Annotated in this window: 24 protein-coding genes; 15 read left to right on the plus strand and 9 right to left on the minus strand. The window is 40.8% G+C overall.

Annotated elements, in window-relative coordinates; all coding sequences use genetic code 11:
- Positions 1–4: 4 nt before the first annotated feature.
- The 9 genes from ACYVJ6_RS11620 to ACYVJ6_RS11660 all read left to right on the plus strand — a co-directional run bounded on the left by ACYVJ6_RS11620 (position 5) and on the right by ACYVJ6_RS11660 (position 7108).
- A complete protein-coding gene (locus ACYVJ6_RS11620) occupies positions 5–982 on the plus strand; it encodes a ribonucleoside-diphosphate reductase small subunit (RefSeq protein WP_460694231.1) in 978 nt (325 codons plus the stop codon).
- 62 nt (positions 983–1044) lie between these two features.
- Positions 1045–3423, plus strand: a complete 2379-nt coding sequence (locus ACYVJ6_RS11625; protein ID WP_460694232.1) for a ribonucleoside-diphosphate reductase subunit alpha — start codon at positions 1045–1047, stop codon at positions 3421–3423.
- 74 nt (positions 3424–3497) lie between these two features.
- Positions 3498–4385 carry a hypothetical protein gene (locus tag ACYVJ6_RS11630; RefSeq protein WP_460694233.1) on the plus strand — a complete coding sequence of 296 codons (888 nt, stop codon included), beginning with the start codon at positions 3498–3500 and terminating at the stop codon, positions 4383–4385.
- The gene (locus ACYVJ6_RS11635; protein WP_460694234.1) at positions 4379–4594 is read left to right on the plus strand and encodes a cysteine-rich CWC family protein; all 216 of its coding nucleotides are present in this window, start codon (positions 4379–4381) and stop codon (positions 4592–4594) included. The genes ACYVJ6_RS11630 and ACYVJ6_RS11635 overlap by 7 nt, the downstream gene beginning before the upstream one ends.
- Positions 4595–4635: 41 nt before the next feature.
- Positions 4636–4854 carry a hypothetical protein gene (locus tag ACYVJ6_RS11640; RefSeq protein WP_460694235.1) on the plus strand — a complete coding sequence of 73 codons (219 nt, stop codon included), beginning with the start codon at positions 4636–4638 and terminating at the stop codon, positions 4852–4854.
- A complete protein-coding gene (locus ACYVJ6_RS11645; protein WP_460694236.1) occupies positions 4844–5185 on the plus strand; it encodes a type II toxin-antitoxin system RelE/ParE family toxin in 342 nt (113 codons plus the stop codon). Before ACYVJ6_RS11640 ends, ACYVJ6_RS11645 begins: the two co-directional genes overlap by 11 nt.
- Entirely contained in the window at positions 5185–5586 is a 402-nt protein-coding gene (locus ACYVJ6_RS11650; protein ID WP_460694237.1) for a hypothetical protein, read from the plus strand. Before ACYVJ6_RS11645 ends, ACYVJ6_RS11650 begins: the two co-directional genes overlap by 1 nt.
- A gap of 24 nt (positions 5587–5610) precedes the next feature.
- A complete protein-coding gene (locus ACYVJ6_RS11655) occupies positions 5611–6216 on the plus strand; it encodes an RDD family protein (protein ID WP_460694238.1) in 606 nt (201 codons plus the stop codon).
- A 397-nt stretch (positions 6217–6613) separates the two neighbouring features.
- On the plus strand, positions 6614–7108 hold the full coding sequence (locus ACYVJ6_RS11660) for a hypothetical protein (RefSeq protein WP_460694239.1): 495 nt from the start codon (positions 6614–6616) through the stop codon (positions 7106–7108).
- Between the two features lie 117 nt (positions 7109–7225).
- Here ACYVJ6_RS11660 and ACYVJ6_RS11665 read toward each other — a convergent pair whose 3' ends face one another.
- From ACYVJ6_RS11665 to ACYVJ6_RS11690, 6 genes are read right to left on the minus strand one after another with little or no spacing between them, the layout of a single operon-like run.
- A complete protein-coding gene (locus tag ACYVJ6_RS11665) occupies positions 7226–7804 on the minus strand; it encodes a hypothetical protein (RefSeq protein ID WP_460694240.1) in 579 nt (192 codons plus the stop codon).
- Positions 7805–7852: 48 nt separating this feature from the next.
- Positions 7853–8251 (minus strand): hypothetical protein, encoded by a 399-nt coding sequence (locus ACYVJ6_RS11670; protein ID WP_460694241.1) that lies wholly within the window; start codon positions 8249–8251, stop codon positions 7853–7855.
- A gap of 12 nt (positions 8252–8263) precedes the next feature.
- The gene (locus tag ACYVJ6_RS11675) at positions 8264–9073 is read right to left on the minus strand and encodes a DUF4097 family beta strand repeat-containing protein (protein WP_460694242.1); all 810 of its coding nucleotides are present in this window, start codon (positions 9071–9073) and stop codon (positions 8264–8266) included.
- A gap of 16 nt (positions 9074–9089) precedes the next feature.
- The gene (locus ACYVJ6_RS11680) at positions 9090–9923 is read right to left on the minus strand and encodes a hypothetical protein (protein WP_460694243.1); all 834 of its coding nucleotides are present in this window, start codon (positions 9921–9923) and stop codon (positions 9090–9092) included.
- A gap of 10 nt (positions 9924–9933) precedes the next feature.
- On the minus strand, positions 9934–10788 hold the full coding sequence (locus tag ACYVJ6_RS11685) for an anti-sigma factor family protein (protein ID WP_460694244.1): 855 nt from the start codon (positions 10786–10788) through the stop codon (positions 9934–9936).
- A gap of 2 nt (positions 10789–10790) precedes the next feature.
- The gene (locus tag ACYVJ6_RS11690; protein ID WP_460694245.1) at positions 10791–11306 is read right to left on the minus strand and encodes an RNA polymerase sigma factor; all 516 of its coding nucleotides are present in this window, start codon (positions 11304–11306) and stop codon (positions 10791–10793) included.
- Between the two features lie 191 nt (positions 11307–11497).
- On the opposite strand from ACYVJ6_RS11690, the gene fabG reads away from it, so the two are divergent.
- The 3 genes from fabG to ACYVJ6_RS11705 all read left to right on the plus strand — a co-directional run bounded on the left by fabG (position 11498) and on the right by ACYVJ6_RS11705 (position 15249).
- Positions 11498–12241: a 3-oxoacyl-[acyl-carrier-protein] reductase gene (gene fabG, locus ACYVJ6_RS11695; RefSeq protein WP_460694246.1), complete on the plus strand. Its 744-nt coding sequence runs from the start codon at positions 11498–11500 to the stop codon at positions 12239–12241.
- 225 nt (positions 12242–12466) lie between these two features.
- A complete protein-coding gene (locus ACYVJ6_RS11700) occupies positions 12467–13054 on the plus strand; it encodes a PAS domain-containing protein (protein WP_460694247.1) in 588 nt (195 codons plus the stop codon).
- A 113-nt stretch (positions 13055–13167) separates the two neighbouring features.
- Complete coding sequence (locus ACYVJ6_RS11705) at positions 13168–15249, plus strand: vWA domain-containing protein (RefSeq protein ID WP_460694248.1); 2082 nt, start codon at positions 13168–13170, stop codon at positions 15247–15249.
- Between the two features lie 128 nt (positions 15250–15377).
- Here ACYVJ6_RS11705 and ACYVJ6_RS11710 read toward each other — a convergent pair whose 3' ends face one another.
- On the minus strand, positions 15378–16361 hold the full coding sequence (locus ACYVJ6_RS11710) for a type I phosphomannose isomerase catalytic subunit (protein WP_460694249.1): 984 nt from the start codon (positions 16359–16361) through the stop codon (positions 15378–15380).
- A 116-nt stretch (positions 16362–16477) separates the two neighbouring features.
- The gene (locus tag ACYVJ6_RS11715; protein WP_460694250.1) at positions 16478–17707 is read right to left on the minus strand and encodes an NADP-dependent isocitrate dehydrogenase; all 1230 of its coding nucleotides are present in this window, start codon (positions 17705–17707) and stop codon (positions 16478–16480) included.
- Positions 17708–17852: 145 nt separating this feature from the next.
- On the opposite strand from ACYVJ6_RS11715, the gene ACYVJ6_RS11720 reads away from it, so the two are divergent.
- From ACYVJ6_RS11720 to ACYVJ6_RS11730, 3 genes are all read left to right on the plus strand, one after another.
- Positions 17853–18296 (plus strand): lipocalin-like domain-containing protein, encoded by a 444-nt coding sequence (locus ACYVJ6_RS11720; RefSeq protein ID WP_460694251.1) that lies wholly within the window; start codon positions 17853–17855, stop codon positions 18294–18296.
- A 1-nt stretch (position 18297) separates the two neighbouring features.
- Entirely contained in the window at positions 18298–19005 is a 708-nt protein-coding gene (locus ACYVJ6_RS11725) for a hypothetical protein (RefSeq protein WP_460694252.1), read from the plus strand.
- 74 nt (positions 19006–19079) lie between these two features.
- Positions 19080–19499, plus strand: a complete 420-nt coding sequence (locus tag ACYVJ6_RS11730) for a hypothetical protein (RefSeq protein ID WP_460694253.1) — start codon at positions 19080–19082, stop codon at positions 19497–19499.
- 89 nt (positions 19500–19588) lie between these two features.
- Here ACYVJ6_RS11730 and ACYVJ6_RS11735 read toward each other — a convergent pair whose 3' ends face one another.
- A complete protein-coding gene (locus ACYVJ6_RS11735; RefSeq protein ID WP_460694254.1) occupies positions 19589–21400 on the minus strand; it encodes a DNA polymerase III subunit gamma/tau in 1812 nt (603 codons plus the stop codon).
- Positions 21401–21564: the final 164 nt, after the last annotated feature.

The following is a 21564-nucleotide window of genomic DNA, read 5'->3' on the forward strand; positions in this document are numbered from 1 at the left end:
CTCAATGGCACAGGAAACCGAATTATTGCTCAGAGAAAACAAAGACCGCTTTGTGATCCTTCCTATTAAGTATCCCGAAATTTGGGAGATGTATAAAAAATGCGAGGCCAGTTTCTGGACCGCAGAGGAGATCGATCTTTCGGACGACCAGAAACATTGGGACAATATGAATGATGGCGAGCGCCATTTCATATCGCACATCCTGGCATTTTTTGCTGCCAGCGATGGTATTGTGAATGAGAACCTGGCCGTAAACTTCATGAGCGAAGTACAGTTACCAGAGGCACGCTGCTTCTACGGTTTCCAGATCATGATGGAGAATATCCACTCTGAAACTTACGCTTTATTGATAGACACTTATATTAAAGATCCGGCAGAAAAAGACAAGCTGTTTCACGCTATTGATACCGTGCCTTGTGTAGGTAAAAAAGCGGAGTGGGCACTACGCTGGATAAACAACGGAACTTTTGCCGAGCGCTTAATTGCTTTCGCGGCGGTTGAAGGTATATTCTTCTCCGGAAGCTTCTGCTCTATCTTCTGGCTGAAGAAACGCGGTTTAATGCCGGGCTTAACTTTCAGTAACGAGTTAATATCCCGTGACGAAGGGATGCACTGCGAGTTTGCCTGCTTGCTGTACCGTATGCTGGAAAACAAACTAAGCAAAGAAGCCGCCACCGCTATTATTACTGACGCTGTTGAAATAGAAAAAGAATTTATTAGCGATGCTTTACCTGTTAGCTTAATTGGAATGAATGCTAAGCTAATGGGCCAATATATTGAGTTTGTTGCCGACAGATGGTTAGGCGAATTAGGCTACCCTAAAGTTTACGGTGCAAGCAATCCGTTTGACTTTATGGAGATGATATCCCTGCAAGGCAAAACCAACTTTTTTGAAAAACGCGTAGGCGATTATCAAAAAAGCGGGGTATTAAATAACAGTGGCGGCGATAGTAAAGCATTCTCATTAGACGAAGATTTTTAAACCAAACCCCAACCAAGACCAGTTAATAAATATATAAAGCCAACATTTAAAATTCCCAAGTTATGTACGTAGTAAAAAGAGACGGAAAAAAAGAATCAGTAAAATTTGACAAGATCACCGCACGTATTGAAAAACTGTGCTATGGTTTAAACCCTGCATTGGTTGACCCGGTTGATGTAGCTAAAAAGGTAATTGAAGGTTTATTTGATGGGGTAACCACCTCAGAACTGGATAACCTGGCTGCCGAAACTGCGGCATCATTAACTACCAAGCACCCGGACTACGCTTTACTGGCTTCGCGTATTGCCGTTTCTAACTTACATAAAAATACTATCAAGTCGTTTTCAGAAACGATGAGGTTGTTGTATAACTACGTTGACCCTAAAAATGGTAAAAACGCGTCGTTGTTGGCTGATGATGTTTGGGAAGTGATCGAGAAAAATGCGGAAGAACTGGATAGCAGCATTATTTACGACCGTGATTTTGGGTTTGACTACTTTGGCTTTAAAACTCTTGAAAAATCATACCTGTTAAAACTGGAAGGACAGATAGTTGAGCGCCCGCAGCATTTATTTATGCGTGTGTCTATCGGTATACACAAAGAGGATATTGAAAGCGCCATCAAAACTTATAACCTGATGAGCGAGCGTTGGTTTACCCACGCAACCCCTACCCTGTTTAACGCGGGTACACCAAAACCACAAATGTCGTCATGCTTTTTATTAACCATGAAAGATGATAGCATTGATGGTATATATGATACTTTAAAACAAACCGCTAAAATTTCGCAAAGCGCAGGTGGTATTGGCTTAAGCATCCACAATGTAAGGGCCACAGGCTCATACATCAGTGGCACCAACGGTACCAGTAACGGTATTATCCCAATGCTGCGTGTATTTAATGATACTGCCCGTTATGTTGACCAGGGCGGCGGTAAACGTAAAGGTGCGTTTGCTATTTACTTAGAGCCTTGGCACGCGGATATATTTGAATTTTTAGATCTGCGTAAAAACCACGGTAAAGAAGAAATGCGTGCCCGCGATCTGTTCTACGCGCTTTGGGTATCTGACTTATTTATGCAGCGTGTAGAAGCTAATGAGGACTGGAGCTTATTCTGCCCGCATGAAGCACCGGGATTGGCCGAGTGCTGGGGTAAAGAATTTGAGGAACTTTACACCAAGTATGAGCGCGAGGGCCGTGCACGTAAAACTGTAAAAGCACAGGAATTATGGTTTGCGGTATTGGATGCCCAGGTTGAAACCGGAACGCCATACTTGTTATATAAAGATGCAGCCAACGGTAAATCAAACCAGCAAAACTTAGGTACCATTAAAAGCTCAAACTTATGTACCGAGATATTAGAATATACTTCTGCTGACGAGATAGCGGTATGTAACTTAGCTTCATTAGCGTTACCACGTTATGTACGTGACGGTGCTTTTGACCACGAGAAACTATATGAAGTGACTTACCAGGCTACTTTAAACCTGAATAAGATCATTGACAACAACTACTACCCGGTTAAAGAGGCCGAATACTCAAACTTGCGTCACCGCCCTATTGGTTTAGGTGTACAAGGATTGGCTGATGCTTTCATATTACTGCGTATGCCGTTTGAAAGCCCTGAAGCTAAACAATTGAACAAAGAGATATTCGAGACCATCTACTTTGCAGCTATGACCGCTTCAAAAGATCTGGCTATAAAAGACGGTGCTTACACTACCTTTAAAGGTTCGCCGCTATCAGAAGGCAAGTTCCAGTTTGACCTGTGGAACGAAAAACCTGCCAGCACCCGTTGGGATTGGGAAAACCTTCGCCTGGATGTAATGAACCATGGTGTACGCAACTCTTTATTAGTAGCGCCAATGCCTACGGCTTCAACATCGCAAATATTAGGTAACAACGAGTGCTTTGAGCCATATACCTCAAACATCTACACCCGCCGTGTATTAAGCGGAGAGTTTGTTATTGTAAACAAACATTTGCTGCGCGATTTAGTGAACCGTGGTTTATGGGATAACACCATGAAGAATAAGATCATCACTGCAAATGGTTCAATACAGGATATTGCCGAAATTCCACAAGAATTGAAGGACCTGTACAAAACTGTATGGGAGATCAAAATGCGTGATATTATTGATATGGCTGCCGACCGTGGTGCTTATATCTGCCAGTCGCAATCATTAAACTTGTTCATCAACTCGCCAAATGCTTCAAAACTTACTTCAATGCACTTCTACGCGTGGAAGAAAGGCTTAAAAACAGGTATGTACTACCTGCGTACACAAGCAGCATCGCAAGCGGTTAAATTTACGGTGGAGAACCAGGGCGGTAAAAACATGGATCCGGTTATACCTGCAGTAGTTGACCAGGTAGCTGACGAAATACCTGCCGGTCCAACCTGCTCAATGGAAGAAGGCTGCGTGACTTGTTCGGCGTAGTATCTCTATCAAAAGATAGGTCAAAGAATAGGCTGGAAGCGAAAGCTAACCAGCCTATTTATTTTTAAATAGTTATGGACGAACAGACAGATTTAAAAAAGAAAGTAGAAAATTGGATTAAATCCGAAGGATTAGCTTTAGAATATTTTACCGCTATAACCTTTATGGAAGAAGAGTTTAGGACTTTTCAAAGTGATTTTGTAGATGATAATGGAACTCCAAGAGAGATAGATGTTATGGCCTTTAGTGATTATTCAATTGGTAATACATTACTTAGGTTAAGTTGCGTCTTAGAATGCAAATGGAGTAAGGATAAGCCATGGATAATCTTCACATCTGAGAATGCCGTTATTGCTCCAAGCGCCTGCATAGCACAGTCGTTAGGAAATGAAGTTGGATCAGCATTGCTATGGCAATTAGCTGGCCAAGATTCATTATATGAAACAGAATTATTTAGTCAAAAAGTTCGGGGTTTTTCAGGTAGACAAGCCTTTGCTAAGGATTCTGATTTGTTTTATAATACTATACAAGCGGTTATTAATAAAACTGTCTTGCACTTAAATAAATATAATAGACAAACCTCGAACCCGTTGGACTTTATCGTTATAGGTTTTCCTATTATAGTTGTCGACGCACCTCTATATGAATCTTATTTTGAAGATAATGAATTGAAAATCAAAGAAGTGGAGTGTTCTTCTATAAATTGGCGAGGTTCAAGCAAATGGAAATTAAATTCTTCGGTTAAAATTGTCACTAAAAACTATCTGCCCACTTGGGTAAAAAATCTAAAAAGGGAATTTAATTCTCTTAGTGAAGTTGCAAACTCAGATATTAGTAATTTAGAAGAGGTATTTCAGAAGAGAGATATTAAGTTGCTAAATCCCAAGAGTTGTTCAAGAGGAATAGTTGGATTGCCCGACTTTCTAAGAAAAATTAAAGAGTCAGAAATAGGATTGTGGTAGCAACCAAACATGAAATAATATCCTGCGACCGTTGCGGTAAACGCATGGAGTGTAAGGCCAACTCTTATACCAAGTGCCAGTGCAGTGTAGTGCAGTTAACTATAAACGAGGTGCAATACATCAGCGAGAATTACGAAGGCTGTATGTGTGCGGGTTGCCTGGTGGAGTTACAGGTGGAGTATAGGGAAATGATGGGAATAGCTGTGTAATATCTATTTTGCAAAAAGTCAAATATTAATTATCTTTGATTATGACCACAATAACTATAAAACTACCAGGAAAAGCTAAAGATAAATTGTCGGCTCTTGTTAAAGAATTAGGTGGTGAAATCATCTCTGTTTCTTCCAATAAAAAGCCTGCAAAGAGTTCACTTTTAAACGAAATAAAAACAGGCTTAAAAGAGGTGAAAAAAATTCGGGACGGCAAGTCACAATCATTTAGTATGTCAGATCTTCTTGATGGCAAATAGTGTACGTTTAACTTCTTTTTTCTTAAGAAAAGCCAAACGACTTATAAAAAAATACCACTCACTTTCGGATAGTTTGAAACAACTTGAACAGGATCTTTTAAAAAATCCTAAAATTGGTGCAAGCTATGGTTCAAATATCTACAAAGTAAGGTTAGCTGATACATCTAAAGGAAAAGGAAAAAGCGGTGGGTTTAGGGTTATAACTTATATAATTGAAGAAACAACAGAATCGACCTATATTTATTTAATTACAATTTTTGATAAATCAGAAGAATCTTCGATTGATAAAGATGATATCAAAGAAATATTAAGGTCAGAAGGTTTATCATAATGTCGAGTTTTTCTTTAAAATCCTCCTGCCATTTTGATGATTACTATTCCGTTCTAATAGAAGATGACGGCCGTGTGGCCTATGCCTATTTAATGGAGGGCGAGGATCGCATTGGCGATGTATGGCTGTATAACCAACAGGAAGCACCCAAAGACAGCAACTGGGATAAGCAGCAATTGCCCTACCTTAATCCCGAAGAATACTTAAATAAAGAAGCGAGGGTAACACCCATAAAAGATAAAAACGAAGTTTATTTTGAATGGAACGAATCCTTAAGTGATGGCTCAATAGAAGTAAGTATTTATATCCGGGATAAATTCATCGCGCAGATCATCACCGGTTCAAAGCCGGGCTGGTCCACTTTGGTGGTAAAGGATGGTCCGCTGGCGCAGGTTTATTAGTCAAATTTAGCTTAACTTTATTCCGTGGATCAAACCGAATACATACTGGTCATCAAAGGCAAACCCGAGGGGCCATTTACTTTGGCGCAGCTACAAGAAATGGGCATTAAAGCCGATGATTTTGTGAAGACCACCAATATGGACGATTACAAACAGGCCCATGAAGTTGCCGAGCTGCGCGAGATATTGGGCTTTAAAAAACAGGTACTGCTGCAATACTACGGCAGTTTTGACCAACGGTTGCTGGCCTCGGCTATAGATGCCTTTATAGTTTCGGGAGTTTGTATTTTGGTGGTTTTTGTAGCCTCGTTGTTTATATCCAGTAATATTTTCAACCTGGCACTGCTTTTTGGTTTACTGCTGATCATACCACTTGTAAACCTGGTGTACCACATCATTATGGAAAGCTCGCCCAAACAAGGCACCTATGGCAAGCAGCTATTGGGCCTTAAAGTGTGCGACCTGCAAGGAGAACCTTTAACCACCAGCCACGCCGCCGGCAGAAACCTGGCTAAGATATTATCTAACCTTACCTTATACCTGGGCTACCTGTACAGTTTTTTTAACGAAAAAAAACAATGCCTGCACGATGTGGTAGCGGGTACATTGGTGGTGAAGGATAGGTTGTAGATTTATCGACTGTCATTTCGACGGCAGGAGAAATCTATACACAAGTCGGCGTAGCATATGCATAGATTTCTCTCTACGTTCGAAATGACAAGTGGTTTATAAGTGTTCCATTTGCGTAATTGGAACACTTTGGAACACTGACAATGTTGTGTCAGCATATTTGTAGTTGCCGTACGGTAAATTTGTATAGTTCGCTATAACTCACCCGGTCGTCACTACGCTGGACCACCCTCTCTTCGGCAAGCCGTAAAGAGGGAAATCAAAAAACGAAAATCCCCAACCCTCTTTCCGCCAAAGGCGAAGAGAGGGTCGACGAGCGAAGCAAAGTCGGGGTGAGTCGGCTAACAAAGTAACAAGTAACCAACAATTTGTATATTAGTATACCCAAACCAATTGCATGAAGGCATTTTCAATTCCGTTATTAAGTTTAATACTGTTATTTGCTTATTGCAGTAACCCATCTAAACAAACTGTTGCCGTTACTGACACATCAAAGAAAATTATTGATACCAACCACATAATAGATGTGTCGATGATCCAACTGATTGCAAATCCTAAAAAATACGAAGGATATACAGTAAGAGTTCATGGATATTTACATCTTGAGTTTGAAGGGAATGGACTTTATTTTCATAAAGAGGATTACGAACGTTCAATTGAAAAAAATGCATTATGGGTATCTGTATACCCAGATGAAGGAATTGGGCTCGAAGCAATAAAGTGTAATAATCACCATGTACTAATTGAAGGTACTTTTAGTACAAAGCAAGGACATATGAGCATGTATAGTGGTTCTCTTGAAAATATTAAAAGAGTTGAAATATGGGAAAATATGAATATTCCTCCCAAACCCAAAAAAGACCAAGTTAATTTCCCAGCATCAACTAACTAATTCATCCCCATTAAAACTCATCAGCCGTTGAGCGGCTTTCGGCAAAGGGCGGGGTTAAAACAAAAGAGGCCGCTTCCACACCCGGAAACAGCCTTTTTATATATCTGTAGGAATAGATTACCTAATATCGCTTTGTACTTTTTGGGCAGTACTTTTACCGGGCAGATAGATCTGGAAACCTAATGACAAGGTTAAACCACTTTGAACGGTTGTATTACCAAATCCGGCAGTGCCATTATATTTTAATAATGCCTCTAAGCCAATATTTTGGGTTACAAAATAGGCAAAACCTGGTCCAAACCCAAAGCCGATCCCGTTAGTGTTTCCACCCCCATTACTTACATTAATGCCTGCAAATCCAAAGTTGGCCTCGCCAAAAAAGCGTCCGTGTTTTAACACTTCCACATCCTTTTCCAAATAATAACGCCCAAATGCGCCTATACCGTATTGGGTTGTAGTACTTGAGTTTTTAGCTGTTTGAATACCAAAATTAACATAACCACCCAATGCTACATTATCCTGAATAAACCAGGCTGCCTTAGGTGTAATATTAAACCTGAAAGCATTTGAATTATCCAGCCCCAAATATAAGTCGGATAAGTTGGCCCCTATTAAAACGTTGCCTTTTTGTATTTGCGCGTTAGCTGTAAAAATTGTTGCTGAAATAGCCACAAGTGTGATGATAATTCTTTTCATTTCTTGTTGGTTAAAATTTAGGTTAACAGTTCAAATATACTAATTATATCAAAACTCATCAGCCGTTGAGCGGCTTTCGGCAAAGGGCGAGTTGTAAAATTGAATGGTGTTAGCGTGCATATCAACCGCATATGTCCACTCGGATGTTTCGCCTTGTTTTTCGGTAATTAAATCCTCGCAACCAAAAGTAAAGTTAATATCCAGCACAATGCGGAAGCTGCCTTTGTGGGTTTGGGCATTATACTGCACCCGGTCAAATCCAATAGCCGTAACCTCCGGCGAACCACCTTGTTTAAATTCGCGCTGCAGCTCATAGGCCAGTTGTTGGTAGTGGTTACTGCCGGGTGCAAAAAAATTATGGAAAAGAGCCATTATATCCACGCTGCCACGGCTAAATGTTGCCAGGTCATGTATAGCAAGGCTATAGGTTAAAGCTTCTTTGATCATCTATTTACAAAGTTACTTTTGTTTTCGTAAAAAAACGTTACCATAATTGGTATTAATGGTAATAGCCGGGCCACCACCATTTAAACTGCCCGAAAAGTTGCTTAATGGCGACTTTTTGCTAACCATATTGAGGTTAGAATATACCTCGCCTTTTTTAGTGTTTATATCAACACTTGCTTTAGCTTTTTCGGGTATTGAAATATCTATATCGGCAGTTTGTGTTGTAATATTAAGTAATAGTTTAGCATTTACAGTAGCATTTGGCCATTTCATGTTGGTGATAATAATTTTTGAACCAACTCTGGTATTTGAAGTAATGGTAACCGGTCCTGTTACATTGTTAAGTTCGGTCACCAGGGCATGGCCGCCGATCTCCAGTTCGCCTGTCAGGTTCTTTAAAGTGATCTTACTGATCTCTGTTTGTATAAACCCCGCTGCGAGTTTAAGATGAATGTTCCTGGGCACTTTTATTAATAATGCTTTATTATCCTCTCGCAACCATATAAAAACTTGTTTCGGATCTGCCGGCTGCGCAGGCGTCGCGTAACTGTAGCTTCTATTAAGCGCATACTTAGCTATTGAACTGATATTGGCCAATCCACGGGCCTCTTGCGGCTCAGGTATTAAAGGACGGGTAGCTAACGAGTCAATGGTTAACTCATCCCCATCATATCCTTCTATAGATATAGATGAACCCGTAATATTTAGCTCAACAGATGGAGCGGATTGCCCCTTAAAAGAACGCTTTACAGGCAATTTTTCTTGTGCAAAGCCTGCTTTAAACAGTGCCACGAATAGCATCAACAGTATGTATGGTTTCATAATTGATAAAGTTTAATTACTTCTGTTTCCGGATGTAAGTATTTCCCCTGTTATGATTGGTATTGTATAAAAATATCCCTACTCCACCACCATTTACGTTGGTGATACCCCCCCCTTTTAAAGCACCATTAAAATTAGATAAACTTGCTACATTCAGATCCGAATAGATCTCGCTGTTAACCGGGCCGGGGAAAGAGGTTATGGTGGCTTTCAGATCTTCGGGAATTGTGATATCAATATCCCCGGTAGAGCCGAACGCGTAGGAATATGGGCCAGGGGAATCTTGCTTCCATGCAATATTGGAGATGATAAGCTTTTCACACTGTCCCTTAACCCCAAATAAGCCTGAAACATTGCTTATTTTAATGGTTCTGACAATAGCATTAACGTCAAATGGGCCAAGCAAATTTTTAATGGATAAGTAAGCACCAAAACGCATGTTTTCTGCATCAATATCAACGTGGATAAGGTTATTAGGAATTTTAATACGCAGTCGCTCGCATTCAGTAGGCGCAGTTATCTGGTAGGTACTACTGCCTGCTAATACATTACAAGCGATCTCCTTAATTGCTGACTGACCGCTATTTAAATTGATTCGTTTTAATCCATTGGCTTCCGCGGGAATAACTTTTTTGAATTGATGGGTAATATCTTCAATGATCAAACTATCGCCGTCATATCCCTCCACTTCAGCAGATACATCCACTACATACACCATGATACGCCTATTTTTGTCTAACAACATCTTTACGCTTTTTAAGGGCTTTACAGATGCAACAGATTGTGAGTTTTGCGCATACCCTGTGGATATACATAACCCAGCTATAGCTATTAAAATCAATTTTTTCATTTGCTAATATTTAATTCGGGAAGTTTTCTATACCACCCTTAATTTTATTTTGAACAATAACATTATCCAACAGGGCCATCATTTGCGGTGGTGCCAATTGTGATTTTGCACTAACCAACACATCCATCAATGAGTTTTGAACCATCATATCACCCTGGTGGTTTAACCCGCTTACTAAAACCTGCTGCACATCCTGATCGCCTATTAAGGGGCGCAGTGAGTTGATGACCATTAACCTTACATTGGTGTTAGGGTCATCCTGCAGTGCAAGTTCCAGTAATTTCAGGTCGCCGGCGCTTAAATTTTTTTGTGCCGATAGCTTCACCACCGCATCTATCCGCTCAGACGCAAAAACCGATCGTAACTGTTGTGCAAGTTTGGTATTGGTTACATCGGTATTAATTTCCTTTTGTTGTTTTACGGCTTTAGGTGCAGGGCTACTCATAACTGCTACAGGCTCGGGTTTTGACGGTGGTGTGTTTATTACCGGCTGTTTTACTAATAACGTTTTGTACTTAACAACCTCTGTTGGCGTGGCGGTATATCTGCCAATAATAAACATGGCTATGCAAGCGGCAATAGCTGCCGCGGTTTTTATCCATAAAGTGTTTATTTGAATAACCCGCGCACCTTTAGGTTCATTTACCTGTACGTTTTGCAGCATGGCGTAAAATTGCTTATCCATGGCTGGCGATGGGTGTTCTTCCAAACCATCAACCCCCTGCAATGCAGCCATCATCTCATCCGCTTCCTGCTTTAGCTTTGCATCTTGCTCAAATAATTTTTCCAGTTGCTGCCTGTTTTCCGGCGATATATCGCCATTGGCATAATCGGCCAGCAACCGTTCAATTTCTTCCCTTTTCATGGTCAACTTATTTTAAAATAAACTTCGCGTAAACTTTTAATGGCTCTAAAGGCCCTTGTTTTTATCACCCCCACACTACAATTATTGATCTCGGCTATCTCTTCATACTTTAAACCACCAAACCTGCTCATTATTAATACTTCCCGGTAAATTTCGGGCAGCAGTTTTAATGCATGATGCAAGGTTTGGTGGTCGTCATCAAATTGTATATAGGTTTCGGTTATAGGATAATTATTCATGATATCTTCCTGCTTTTCCTGCCGCCGGAAATCATGATGCTGTATATTCCAGGCTATGCTGTATAGCCACACTTTAAAATTGCCGTCGTCTTTATAGGTATGCCGGTATTTTATTAATTGGTAAAAAGCCTGCTGAACCCCATCCTCGCCTTTATCCTTATCATTATTGTTTTTAAACAGGAAAAAGTTATACAGCGCTTTTTTATAGCGCTCATACAAAATGGCTGCTTTGTCCAGTTCCCCGTTTTTAACACATAGCATCAACAACTCGTCGGTCATTCTTGTAATAAGGCGCTTATATTAAATAATAGTTCAAAATACAGAAAAGGTTACATGGGGGTATAAAATAAGTTTTAGCAATTACTTTCCTATCCGCAGAACTATGATCTATGAACCATCAACTATCAACTTTTTCGCACTTTCCAACTAAATAAGTATCTTCACCGCCCGAAACGGATTTTTAAAAGTTTATGAAATTATTAGAAGGAAAAACCGCGTTAATAACCGGCGCGTCAAAAGGAATAGGCCGTACTATAGCCGAGAAATTTGCCGAGCATGGCGCAAACGTGGCGTTCACCTATTTATCGTCTGTTGAAAAAGGACAGGCCCTGGAGCAGGAACTGCAAAGCTTTGGCACCCAGGTAAAAGGCTACCGCAGTGATGCTTCAAAATTTGACGAAGCCGATAAACTGATCAATGATATCATTGCCGATTTTGGCACTTTACATATTGTAGTGAACAACGCGGGCATCACCAAAGATGGCCTGCTAATGCGCATGACCGAGGAGCAATGGGATGACGTTTTAACCGTTAACCTAAAATCTATATTCAACGTTACCAAAGCAGCATCAAAATTTATGATGAAAAACCGCGAGGGCGTGTTTATTAACATGAGCTCTGTCGTTGGGGTTGATGGTAATGCCGGGCAGGCTAATTACGCGGCTTCAAAAGCGGGCATCATCGGTTTTAGTAAATCAATGGCTAAGGAGCTGGGTTCGCGCAATATCCGCACCAATGTGATCGCTCCGGGCTTTATCCGCACCGAAATGACCGACGTACTGGACCCTAAAGTGGTTGAAGGCTGGACAGCGGGCATACCACTTAAACGTGCCGGCGAAACAACTGATGTGGCCAATGCCTGCGTTTTCCTGGCATCAGATATGGCTACCTATATTACCGGGCAGGTTATCCCGGTTGACGGGGGAATGCTTTAATAGATTTCGGAATTCGGATTTACAATTTCGGATTTTTCCAACCCTCTTTACCGCTTGCGGAAGAGAGGGTCGACGAGCGGCTTAGCGATGTCGGGGTGAGTGAGATTAGTTGCCTTAATATATAAAGCATATCTAAACAGATATGCTTTTTTGTTGGAGAGTATTTTCAAATTCTGCAAACATATTGGCGTACATTTTGCTTATAATGGCTAAACGTTTATGCCGATGCAAAACTATCCGTTACCAGACGATTTGATACTATTGGCCAAAGCTGTTGACTCGGCCATTAACAGCGTTATCATAACTGATCAGCGACTGCCGGATCAGCCCATTATTTTTTGCAATACCGCCTTTGAAAAACTAACCGGGTATTCAAGGGAAGAGATATTAGGGCACAATTGCAGGTTTTTGCAGGGTAACGACAGGGACCAGGAAGCTATTAAAGATGTCCGTGAATGTATTGCGGCGGGCGGTACCTGTACCGTTGCTTTAAGAAATTACCGCAAGGATGGCACACCATTTTGGAACGAGCTGGCGCTATCACCTGTTCATGACGATGACGGTGCAGTGAGCCACTTTGTAGGTATACAAAAAGACATTACCGACCGTATGTCAGGTCGTAACACCGAGTTTGACCGATTGAACCTGATCAACCACGAACTAAAAACACCTTTAACCACCATTAAAAGTACCTTGCAGATATTAAAACAGCGGGGCTTAACCGTTGATGAAGTATTTTTAAAGAAAAGCCTGGAAGCATCATTACGCGCGGTTGAGCGGTTAGAGTATATCAGCAAGAAGTTATTGAGTTAGCGCTCAATTAAAGGTGCTCACAAACATATTACAATTCAAATCCGCAACATTCATAATATTTTTGCATTTTGCAGATACGTACAACTTAAAACGTACTACGTAAAACCTAACAAATGCTACTATTTTCAATAACCTGGGGTGCAGTTTCGGGATGGTGGACACCTGCCTGCCTGCTATTGGGCCTATTATATGCCTGGTTAATGTACCGTCATCCGGTAAACCTGGGCGAAAAAGTACGTTACGCGCTATTTGCAGCGCGCGCGTTGGTGGTATTCCTGATAGCTTTTTTGCTGATATCTCCGTTGATACAATCGGTTAATTACCAACCCGAAAAGCCGTTGGTATTGGTGGCGCAGGATAATTCGCAATCTATCAACACTTTTAAAACCAAAGATTTTAACGCGCAGCAGTTTATTACCGATTTAGGTAAGCTAAAAAACAAACTGGGCGAGGAATACGAGGTACGTGAATTTAATTTTACGCGCGATGTTAATAGTGGTTTATCTAATACTTTTAACGGCAAACAAACCGATATATCTGCCGCTTTACGCGGGTTGAACGACCGCTTTGTTAACCAAAACATTGGCGCGGTTATTTTAGCTACCGATGGTTCCTACAACCAGGGCAGCGATCCGCAGTATGAGGCGCGTGGATTTAAATCAAACATTTATACCATTGCCCTGGGCGATACCATTGCCCGCCGTGATCTGTTGGTGGGTAATGTAAACTACAATAAAACCGCCTTTTTAGATAATGATTTTATTATAGAGGTTTTAGCCGAGGCTTACCAAAGCAAGGGCGAGAACATGTCTGTTACCGTTACACAGGATGGCCGCCAGGTTTTTAACCAGATCATTGCTGTAACATCTAATGATTTTAAGAGGACCATCCCGGTTAAGTTAACTGCCGACAGGAAAGGCGTACGTAAGTTTAATATCCGCATTGCCCCGATTAAAAACGAGCTATCTACCCAAAATAACGAGGAAACTATTTATATAGAGGTACTGGATGCCCGCCAAAAAATTATTGTACTGTTTGATAACCCCCACCCTGATATTACCGTAATTAAGCAGGCTATTGAAGCCAATAAAAACTACGAGGTAAAGTCAAGTTTGGTAGCTGACCTTGCAGGAGTAAAACTAACCGATTACAGCCTGGCCATTTTACACCAGCTAACACCCAACAGCTTTAGTTTATTACGCGATTTTTTAAAAGGCAAAACGCCTGTATGGTATATGCTGGGCGGGCAAAGTGACGCGGGTAGTTTTAATACCCAGCAAAAAATCATCCGCCTTAATGTGTTAGGCAACGTAAGCATGCAGGAAGTATTTGCCATGCCGGTAGCAGATTTTGCGTCATTTACCTTCTCTGATTCTACGGTAAATAAAATAGCGCAGTTTCCGCCGTTAATGGCACCTTATGGCAGTTATGGCGTATCGGGCAGTGTATTATTTAAACAAAAAATAGGTTCGGTACCTACCACCTATCCCCTGCTGGCTTTTGGTACCGATAATGGTAAACGTGTAGCAGCATCTGTTGGCGAGGGTTTTTGGAAGTGGAACTTAGCCGAATTTAAAACCTATGGCAATCACCACGCTTTGGAGGAATTGTTTAGCCAAAGTGTACAATACCTTACGGCTAATGCCAATCAGCAAAAATTCAGAGTTTATCCTTCTAAAAATGTGTTTGACGAGGGCGAGAATGTATTATTAAACGGCGAGTTATACAATGACGCTTTGGAACCTGTAAACACACCTGATGTACGCATCGACCTTAAAAACACCCAGGGCAAAAACTTCAACTTCCTGTTCACCAAAAACGGAACGGGTTACCAGTTGAATGCAGGTGCATTACCTGTGGGTGAATATACTTACGCGGCCAGCACCAAACTGGGTGACCGCTTATACAATGCCGCCGGACAGTTAACCATTAAACCGCTAAACCTGGAACTTCGCCAAAGCGCGGCTAACCACCAGTTGCTGCGGGATATGGCCAAACAAAGCGGAGGTAAAATGTTGTACCCATCGCAAGTTGATGAACTGGCCGACCTGATCCTGAAAAACGAAAATATTAAAACCCTGGTTTACGAGAATAAGCATTACAACGACATTATTGATGTAAAATGGATATTCTTCCTGCTGCTGTTGCTATTAAGTGGCGAGTGGTTTATGCGCAAGCGCGAAGGGGAGATATAAAGATTTCGGAAGTCGGATTTTCGATTCGGATTTTTTTGTTGTTGTCATTTCGAGCGGAGCGAGAAATCTATACACGCGCAGGTAATGAATATGTATAGATTTCTCCTAACGTCGAAATGACATGTGGGTTATTCTATGTAACTCTCCAATATCTTAAATCCCGAAGTGGTTTCCAATTCTATTTGATCTACGGTTTTTGGCAGCAGGATGCTCTCGCCCATTTTTACCGGGTAGCTTTCGTCATTGTACTTAACCGTATAAGCACCCGCCAAACAAACATGTATCACAAACGAATCGAGGTTTGAATAATCTTTGGTAGTGCTCTCCGTAAAATCCAAAACATTGGTAGTAAAATACGGGCATTTTACCAGCTTAACGGTTTCATTTTTCTGTGGCTGGTAACGAGTTTTGTATTCAGGATAGTGCTTATAGTCGATAGCGGCTAAGGCTTCCTCAACATGTAACTCGCGCTTATTTCCTTTATCATCTACCCTATCAAAATCATAAATACGGTAGGTGATGTCAGATGTTTGTTGTATTTCGGCCAATAATAAACCCTTGCCTATGGTATGTACGCGTCCGGCAGGTAAAAAGAAAACATCACCTGCTTTAGCATCTTCCTTGTTTAATATCTCCATCAGGTGGCCGCTGTTAAAGTATTCTAAATAAGTTTTCTCGTCCAATTCGCGGTTAAAACCGGCTATGAGGGTCGATCCCGGGTCGGCTTCAATAATATACCACATCTCGGTTTTACCAAAGGAGTTATGGCGCTTTTTGGCCAGTTCATCATTAGGGTGTACTTGTATGGATAAGTCATCGTTAGCATCAATAAACTTTACCAATAAGGGGAAGGTATTGCCAAAATGTTTATACACTTTATCTCCTACCAGATCCGCACCATATTGCTCTAACAGATCGGCCAATGATTCACCTTGCAAAGCACCGTTAGCAACTATAGATACATCAGATTTCACGCCTGATATTTCCCAGGTTTCGCCGCAGTTAGGCAGGTCGCCAAAATCTTTATGCAGGTAGCTTTTTATTTTTTGGCCACCCCAAATTTTGTCTTTATAAATGGTTTTGAATTTTAACGGGTATAATGGTGTAGACATGGTGTAACTTATTATTGAATTAAAAGTAATGAATAAACCTAAACTTCAAGATTTGGTTTCTATTTTAATAAAAAAGCCCGCTCTTTAATAGAACGGGCTTATATACATAGATCTAATTACTTACCTAATTTCTTTTTCAGGTTTTCGTTTATCGCTTCCAAAAATTCTTCGGTATATAAATAATCTGTACCGTGCTCCACTTTTGGTTTAATGGTAATGGCCAGATCCTTGGTCATTTTACCGCTTTCCACAGTTTCAATACAAACGGCTTCTAAAGCTTTACAAAAGTCTATCAACTCCTGGTTGTTATCTAACAAGCCGCGGAACTCTAATCCCCTGGTCCATGCAAAAATAGACGCGATAGGGTTAGTAGAAGTTGGACGGCCTGCCTGGTGCTCGCGGTAATGGCGCGTAACCGTACCATGCGCGGCTTCGGCTTCCATCACAGTACCATCAGGCGTAACTAAGGTTGAGGTCATTAACCCTAATGAGCCAAAGCCTTGTGCTACGGTGTCTGATTGTACGTCGCCATCATAGTTTTTACAGGCCCAAACAAAGTTACCGTTCCATTTAAGGGCCGAGGCGACCATGTCGTCAATTAAACGGTGCTCATAAGTGATACCGGCGGCGGCGAATTTGGCTTTGTATTCGTTTTGGTATATCTCTTCAAAAATATCTTTAAAACGGCCATCATATTTTTTAAGGATGGTGTTTTTAGTGGATAAATATAAAGGCCAGCCTTTCATTAAGGCCTGGTTAAAGCAGGAGTGTGCAAAACCCCGGATAGATTCGTCGGTATTATACATAGCCAATGCTACGCCATCGCCTTTAAAATTAAATACTTCAAATGATTGCTCGGGGCTGCCATCTTCGGGTGTGAATTTTATGGTTAGTTTACCCTTACCTTTGGTTACAAAATCAGTAGCACGGTACTGGTCGCCAAATGCATGGCGGCCTATGCATATAGGGGCTGTCCAGTTGGGTACTAAACGCGGTACGTTTGCCATCACAATAGGCTCGCGAAACACCGTACCATCCAATATATTACGGATAGTTCCGTTTGGCGATTTCCACATTTGCTTTAACCCAAACTCCTCTACACGTTGCTCATCAGGTGTGATAGTGGCACATTTAATACCTACACCATATTGTTTAATAGCATTGGCAGCATCAACAGTTACCTGGTCGTTAGTTTCGTCGCGGTACTCTAAACCCAGGTCGTAATATTTAATGTCCAGGTCAAGGTAAGGGGTTATTAATTTATCTTTAATGAATTTCCAGATGATCCGGGTCATTTCATCACCATCCAGTTCAACTACCGGATTTAATACTTTAATTTTTGACATAGTGGATGCTTACTTTTATTTTTAATGGCCTCAAAGATATGAAATTACCCTTTACCAATAATTATATGTAAATGTAAAATGTGGTTAATTTTCAATAAATTCGCCATCACATTGTTTTATCAAACAATACTTTTAATTTTAGTTAATGAAAAAATATTTACTGTCCTTAGTAGTTACCGTAATAATGTTTGCCGGATGCAAATTGGATGAGGCCGGTTTTCCAAAAAAAGGTGAAAGTTTGATTTTAGGTAAATGGTACAACAAGAGCACAACTACCTTTACCCCTGCCCAAAATGGCGCCCCCGCAAATACATATACTTATGCAGATTTTACTGCGAATGACTACATAAGTTTTACAAGCAACAATGCAACAATGTCTGAAAGTTTTACTAACAGTGTTACCACTTTTAAATATTTGGTATTAGGGTCTACATTAACTTTAACCTCTAATGATAACCCACCTGAAATAGAAACACAAACTATTACCAAACTTACAACAGATAGCTTAGTATTGGTGAGTAATGGAACTGCAGATGCCGGGGGACCTGTTACCACATTTACTGTAACTGATAGATATGCACGCAAATAATATGAAAAACCATATAAAAAAATTCTTTTTAATGTGCCTGATATGTTTAGGCACTACTGCAGCAAAAGCACAATTGGGCTATGAATATGGTGAGTATGACCTGGGGTTTGCAGGCGGCTTAAATACCGTATTTGGCGATGCTGAAACTAAAACCTACACTAAAACAGGGCATATAAATTTTACTTATAACCCAAGCCCGTTTATAAATTATGTTTTAGAAGCCCAAACCGGCGATTTAAAAGGCGGGGATGCCATGACAACTAACACCGGCAGACAGTTTACCAATAATTATGTAGCTGTTTTTTTAAGAGGACAAGTACAGGCTGGCGAGTTTATGGATTATTCCAAAAGCCGCATTAAAAACGCTTTAAAAAACTTATATGTATCAACCGGTGTAGGTTATATGGTGAATAAAATGACCTATATTAACCGCGAATCTGTACTAATACCGGGTTATACCACCGCTGGGTTGGACAACAGCAATAGCATTATTATACCTGCACGTATTGGCTATGAGTTTAAAATATTTAATAGCTACAACCAACCGCTGGTTAAAATTGATTTGGGTTATCAAATGAATTTTTCTATGGATGATAACCTGGACGGGTTTACTGCAGGGGTGCAAAAAGATAAATTCTCGCAGATAACTTTAGGTGTTAAATTTTCTATCGGCAGCATCAACTCGTACAAAAAACAAATACATTATTAATATTTTTTATTTAACGGCCCAAATTGAATCTTTGGCAGGATTTTTACAGTATAAATAATAAAAAACCTATTGCCATGAATAAAGATAATTTAAACTCACCTTTCAATAACGATAGTTCTGATAGGGACAGGACGCTTAAAGACAATTTAGGCGAAACCATAGACAAAGAGCAATTGAAATTTAATGCCGACGAGAATAGCTTTGAATATGATGTAAAAAGCGACGATCCGGATTATGACCACCCCGACCCTTATAAAACATCTGTAAAAAACGGCGAAGATATGAACTCTACTTACGATGAGGCTAATCCTTATGATGCTGTTGATGAATATATCCCCAATGAAAGTTTAGAAGACGATGTTGACCTGTTAGGTATGCATGTTGACAATGGCGAAAGCGTTGAGGTTGACCCTATAGATGAGGTTTTAGGACGCACCCCCGAAGACAACCGCGATGATCTGGATGAAGAAGGGTATCCTAAGAATGATCAGTAGGTAAGCCCCCTCTAATCTCCCCCGGTTGGGGAGACTTATATAATTCGCACATCAAGCCCTCCCTACCGGGGAGGGTTGGGTGGGGCCGCCTAATCAAAATCCAGGTTAAAGCGTTTTTTAAGTTCTAATAGCTGCGGGTTTTTGGCGGCCATGTGGTTAAATTTTTCCTGGCTGGTATAGGGGCGTTTTACTACCGTACTTTCTTCAATACGAGTGATCACATCAATATCAAAGTTTTTTAGGGTGCTGCGCAGATAGTTTAGCAATACCGGCTTTTCGTTCTTGAAATCGTTTTCCTGCACCTTGTTCTCTACAACAATTTCAAACAGGTTAGGGCCCACCATTTTAGGCGCCTCAGAAATAAAAATGGTAAACAAGCTCATTTTTCCCTGGGCCTTAACGTTTGTCGCGTGTGTGTTCCATAATTTCAGGAAATCATCATAAGTAAAATCTTCTTTGGCATCCCCTTTAAGGTAAGGATCATCTTCTTCTAATACTTCCTCAGGCGTTTTACCCACATCTCTTAACGAAGGTATTTTTACCGATGCAGACGCGCTGGCATTAGGAATAAATACTTTAGGTTTTTCTGTTTCAAAAGGTTTCTCAACCGGCAAAGGTTCTTTGATCGCCTCAACCGGCTCTTCCTTTTTAGTAGTAGTATAGGTTGCAGGTGTTTCGCTTACAACCGATAAATTATCGGCAGTTGCTGCTTCCTTAACCGGCGTTACTACTGGGGTATCAGGTTTTTTTTTTAATTGCCCGTCTGTAGCAGGCATTGTGGTTAGCGGTGTGGTTGCTAAATTAAATGCAGATAGTAAATGGCACATTTTGAGCAGTGCAAGCTCCACCTGTAAACGCTGATTTTTACTTAGCTTGTAATTCAGGTCGCATTGATTGGCAATATTCATGGCCGAAAGTAAAAACGACACATTTGCCGCCTGCGATTGCTGTAAATATTTGGCCCTTATACCTTCGCTTACCTCCAGTAATTTTAAGGTAGCCGCATCCTTACCCACCAACAAGTTCCTGAAATGTTCTGAAAGTCCTGAAATGAAATGGGCACCATCAAAACCCTTGTTTAATATCTCGTCAAAAAGCAATAGTGTTTTGGCGGTATCTTCCTGAAGTAAACTATCGGTTATGTTAAAATAGTAATCATAATCCAGTATGTTCAGGTTATCAATAACCGAGCGGTAAGTAACCGCACCGTCAGAAAAACTGACGATTTGGTCAAACATGGATAACGCATCACGCAAACCGCCGTCTGCTTTTTGGGCAATGATGTGCAGGCCGTCAGGCTCGTAGCTGATGCTTTCCTTTCCGGCTATATCCGCCAGGTGCTGCGCCATATCTTCAACCTTAATGCGGTTAAAATCAAATATCTGGCAGCGCGAAAGTATGGTAGGTAGTATTTTATGCTTCTCGGTAGTGGCCAATATAAAAATGGCATAGTGCGGTGGTTCTTCCAGCGTTTTTAAAAACGCGTTAAAAGCCGCTTGCGACAGCATGTGCACCTCATCAATAATATAAACTTTGTAGCGTGCACCCTGTGGTGGTATGCGCACCTGTTCAATCAGGCTGCGGATATCATCAACCGAGTTGTTGGATGCGGCATCCAGCTCATGAATATTAAAGGAGTTACCGTTTTGAAAAGATTGACACGAATTACAAACACCGCAAGCCTCGCCGTTAGGTTGCAGATCGGTACAGTTTATGGTTTTGGCCAATATACGCGCGCAGGTAGTTTTACCCACTCCCCGCGGACCACAGAACAAAAATGCTTGTGCCAGCTGGTTGTTTTTAATAGCGTTTTTTAGCGTATTGGTTATATGTTGCTGACCAACAACGGTATCAAAAGTAGCCGGACGGTATTTGCGTGCCGAAACAATAAAATTATCCACAGCTACTAAGGTAGTAAGAAAATGGCGATGTTAAAATATGCAGGTAATTTAAAAATTAAACTTTTTAACAAAATGCAACGTATAAATGCAAATTAAACTAAGCGATAATAAATTTCTTAATTCTTTATTTTATAGATATTTTTATCCGCTTTTTTATGAGGCAG

Source organism: Mucilaginibacter puniceus (assembly GCF_054783175.1).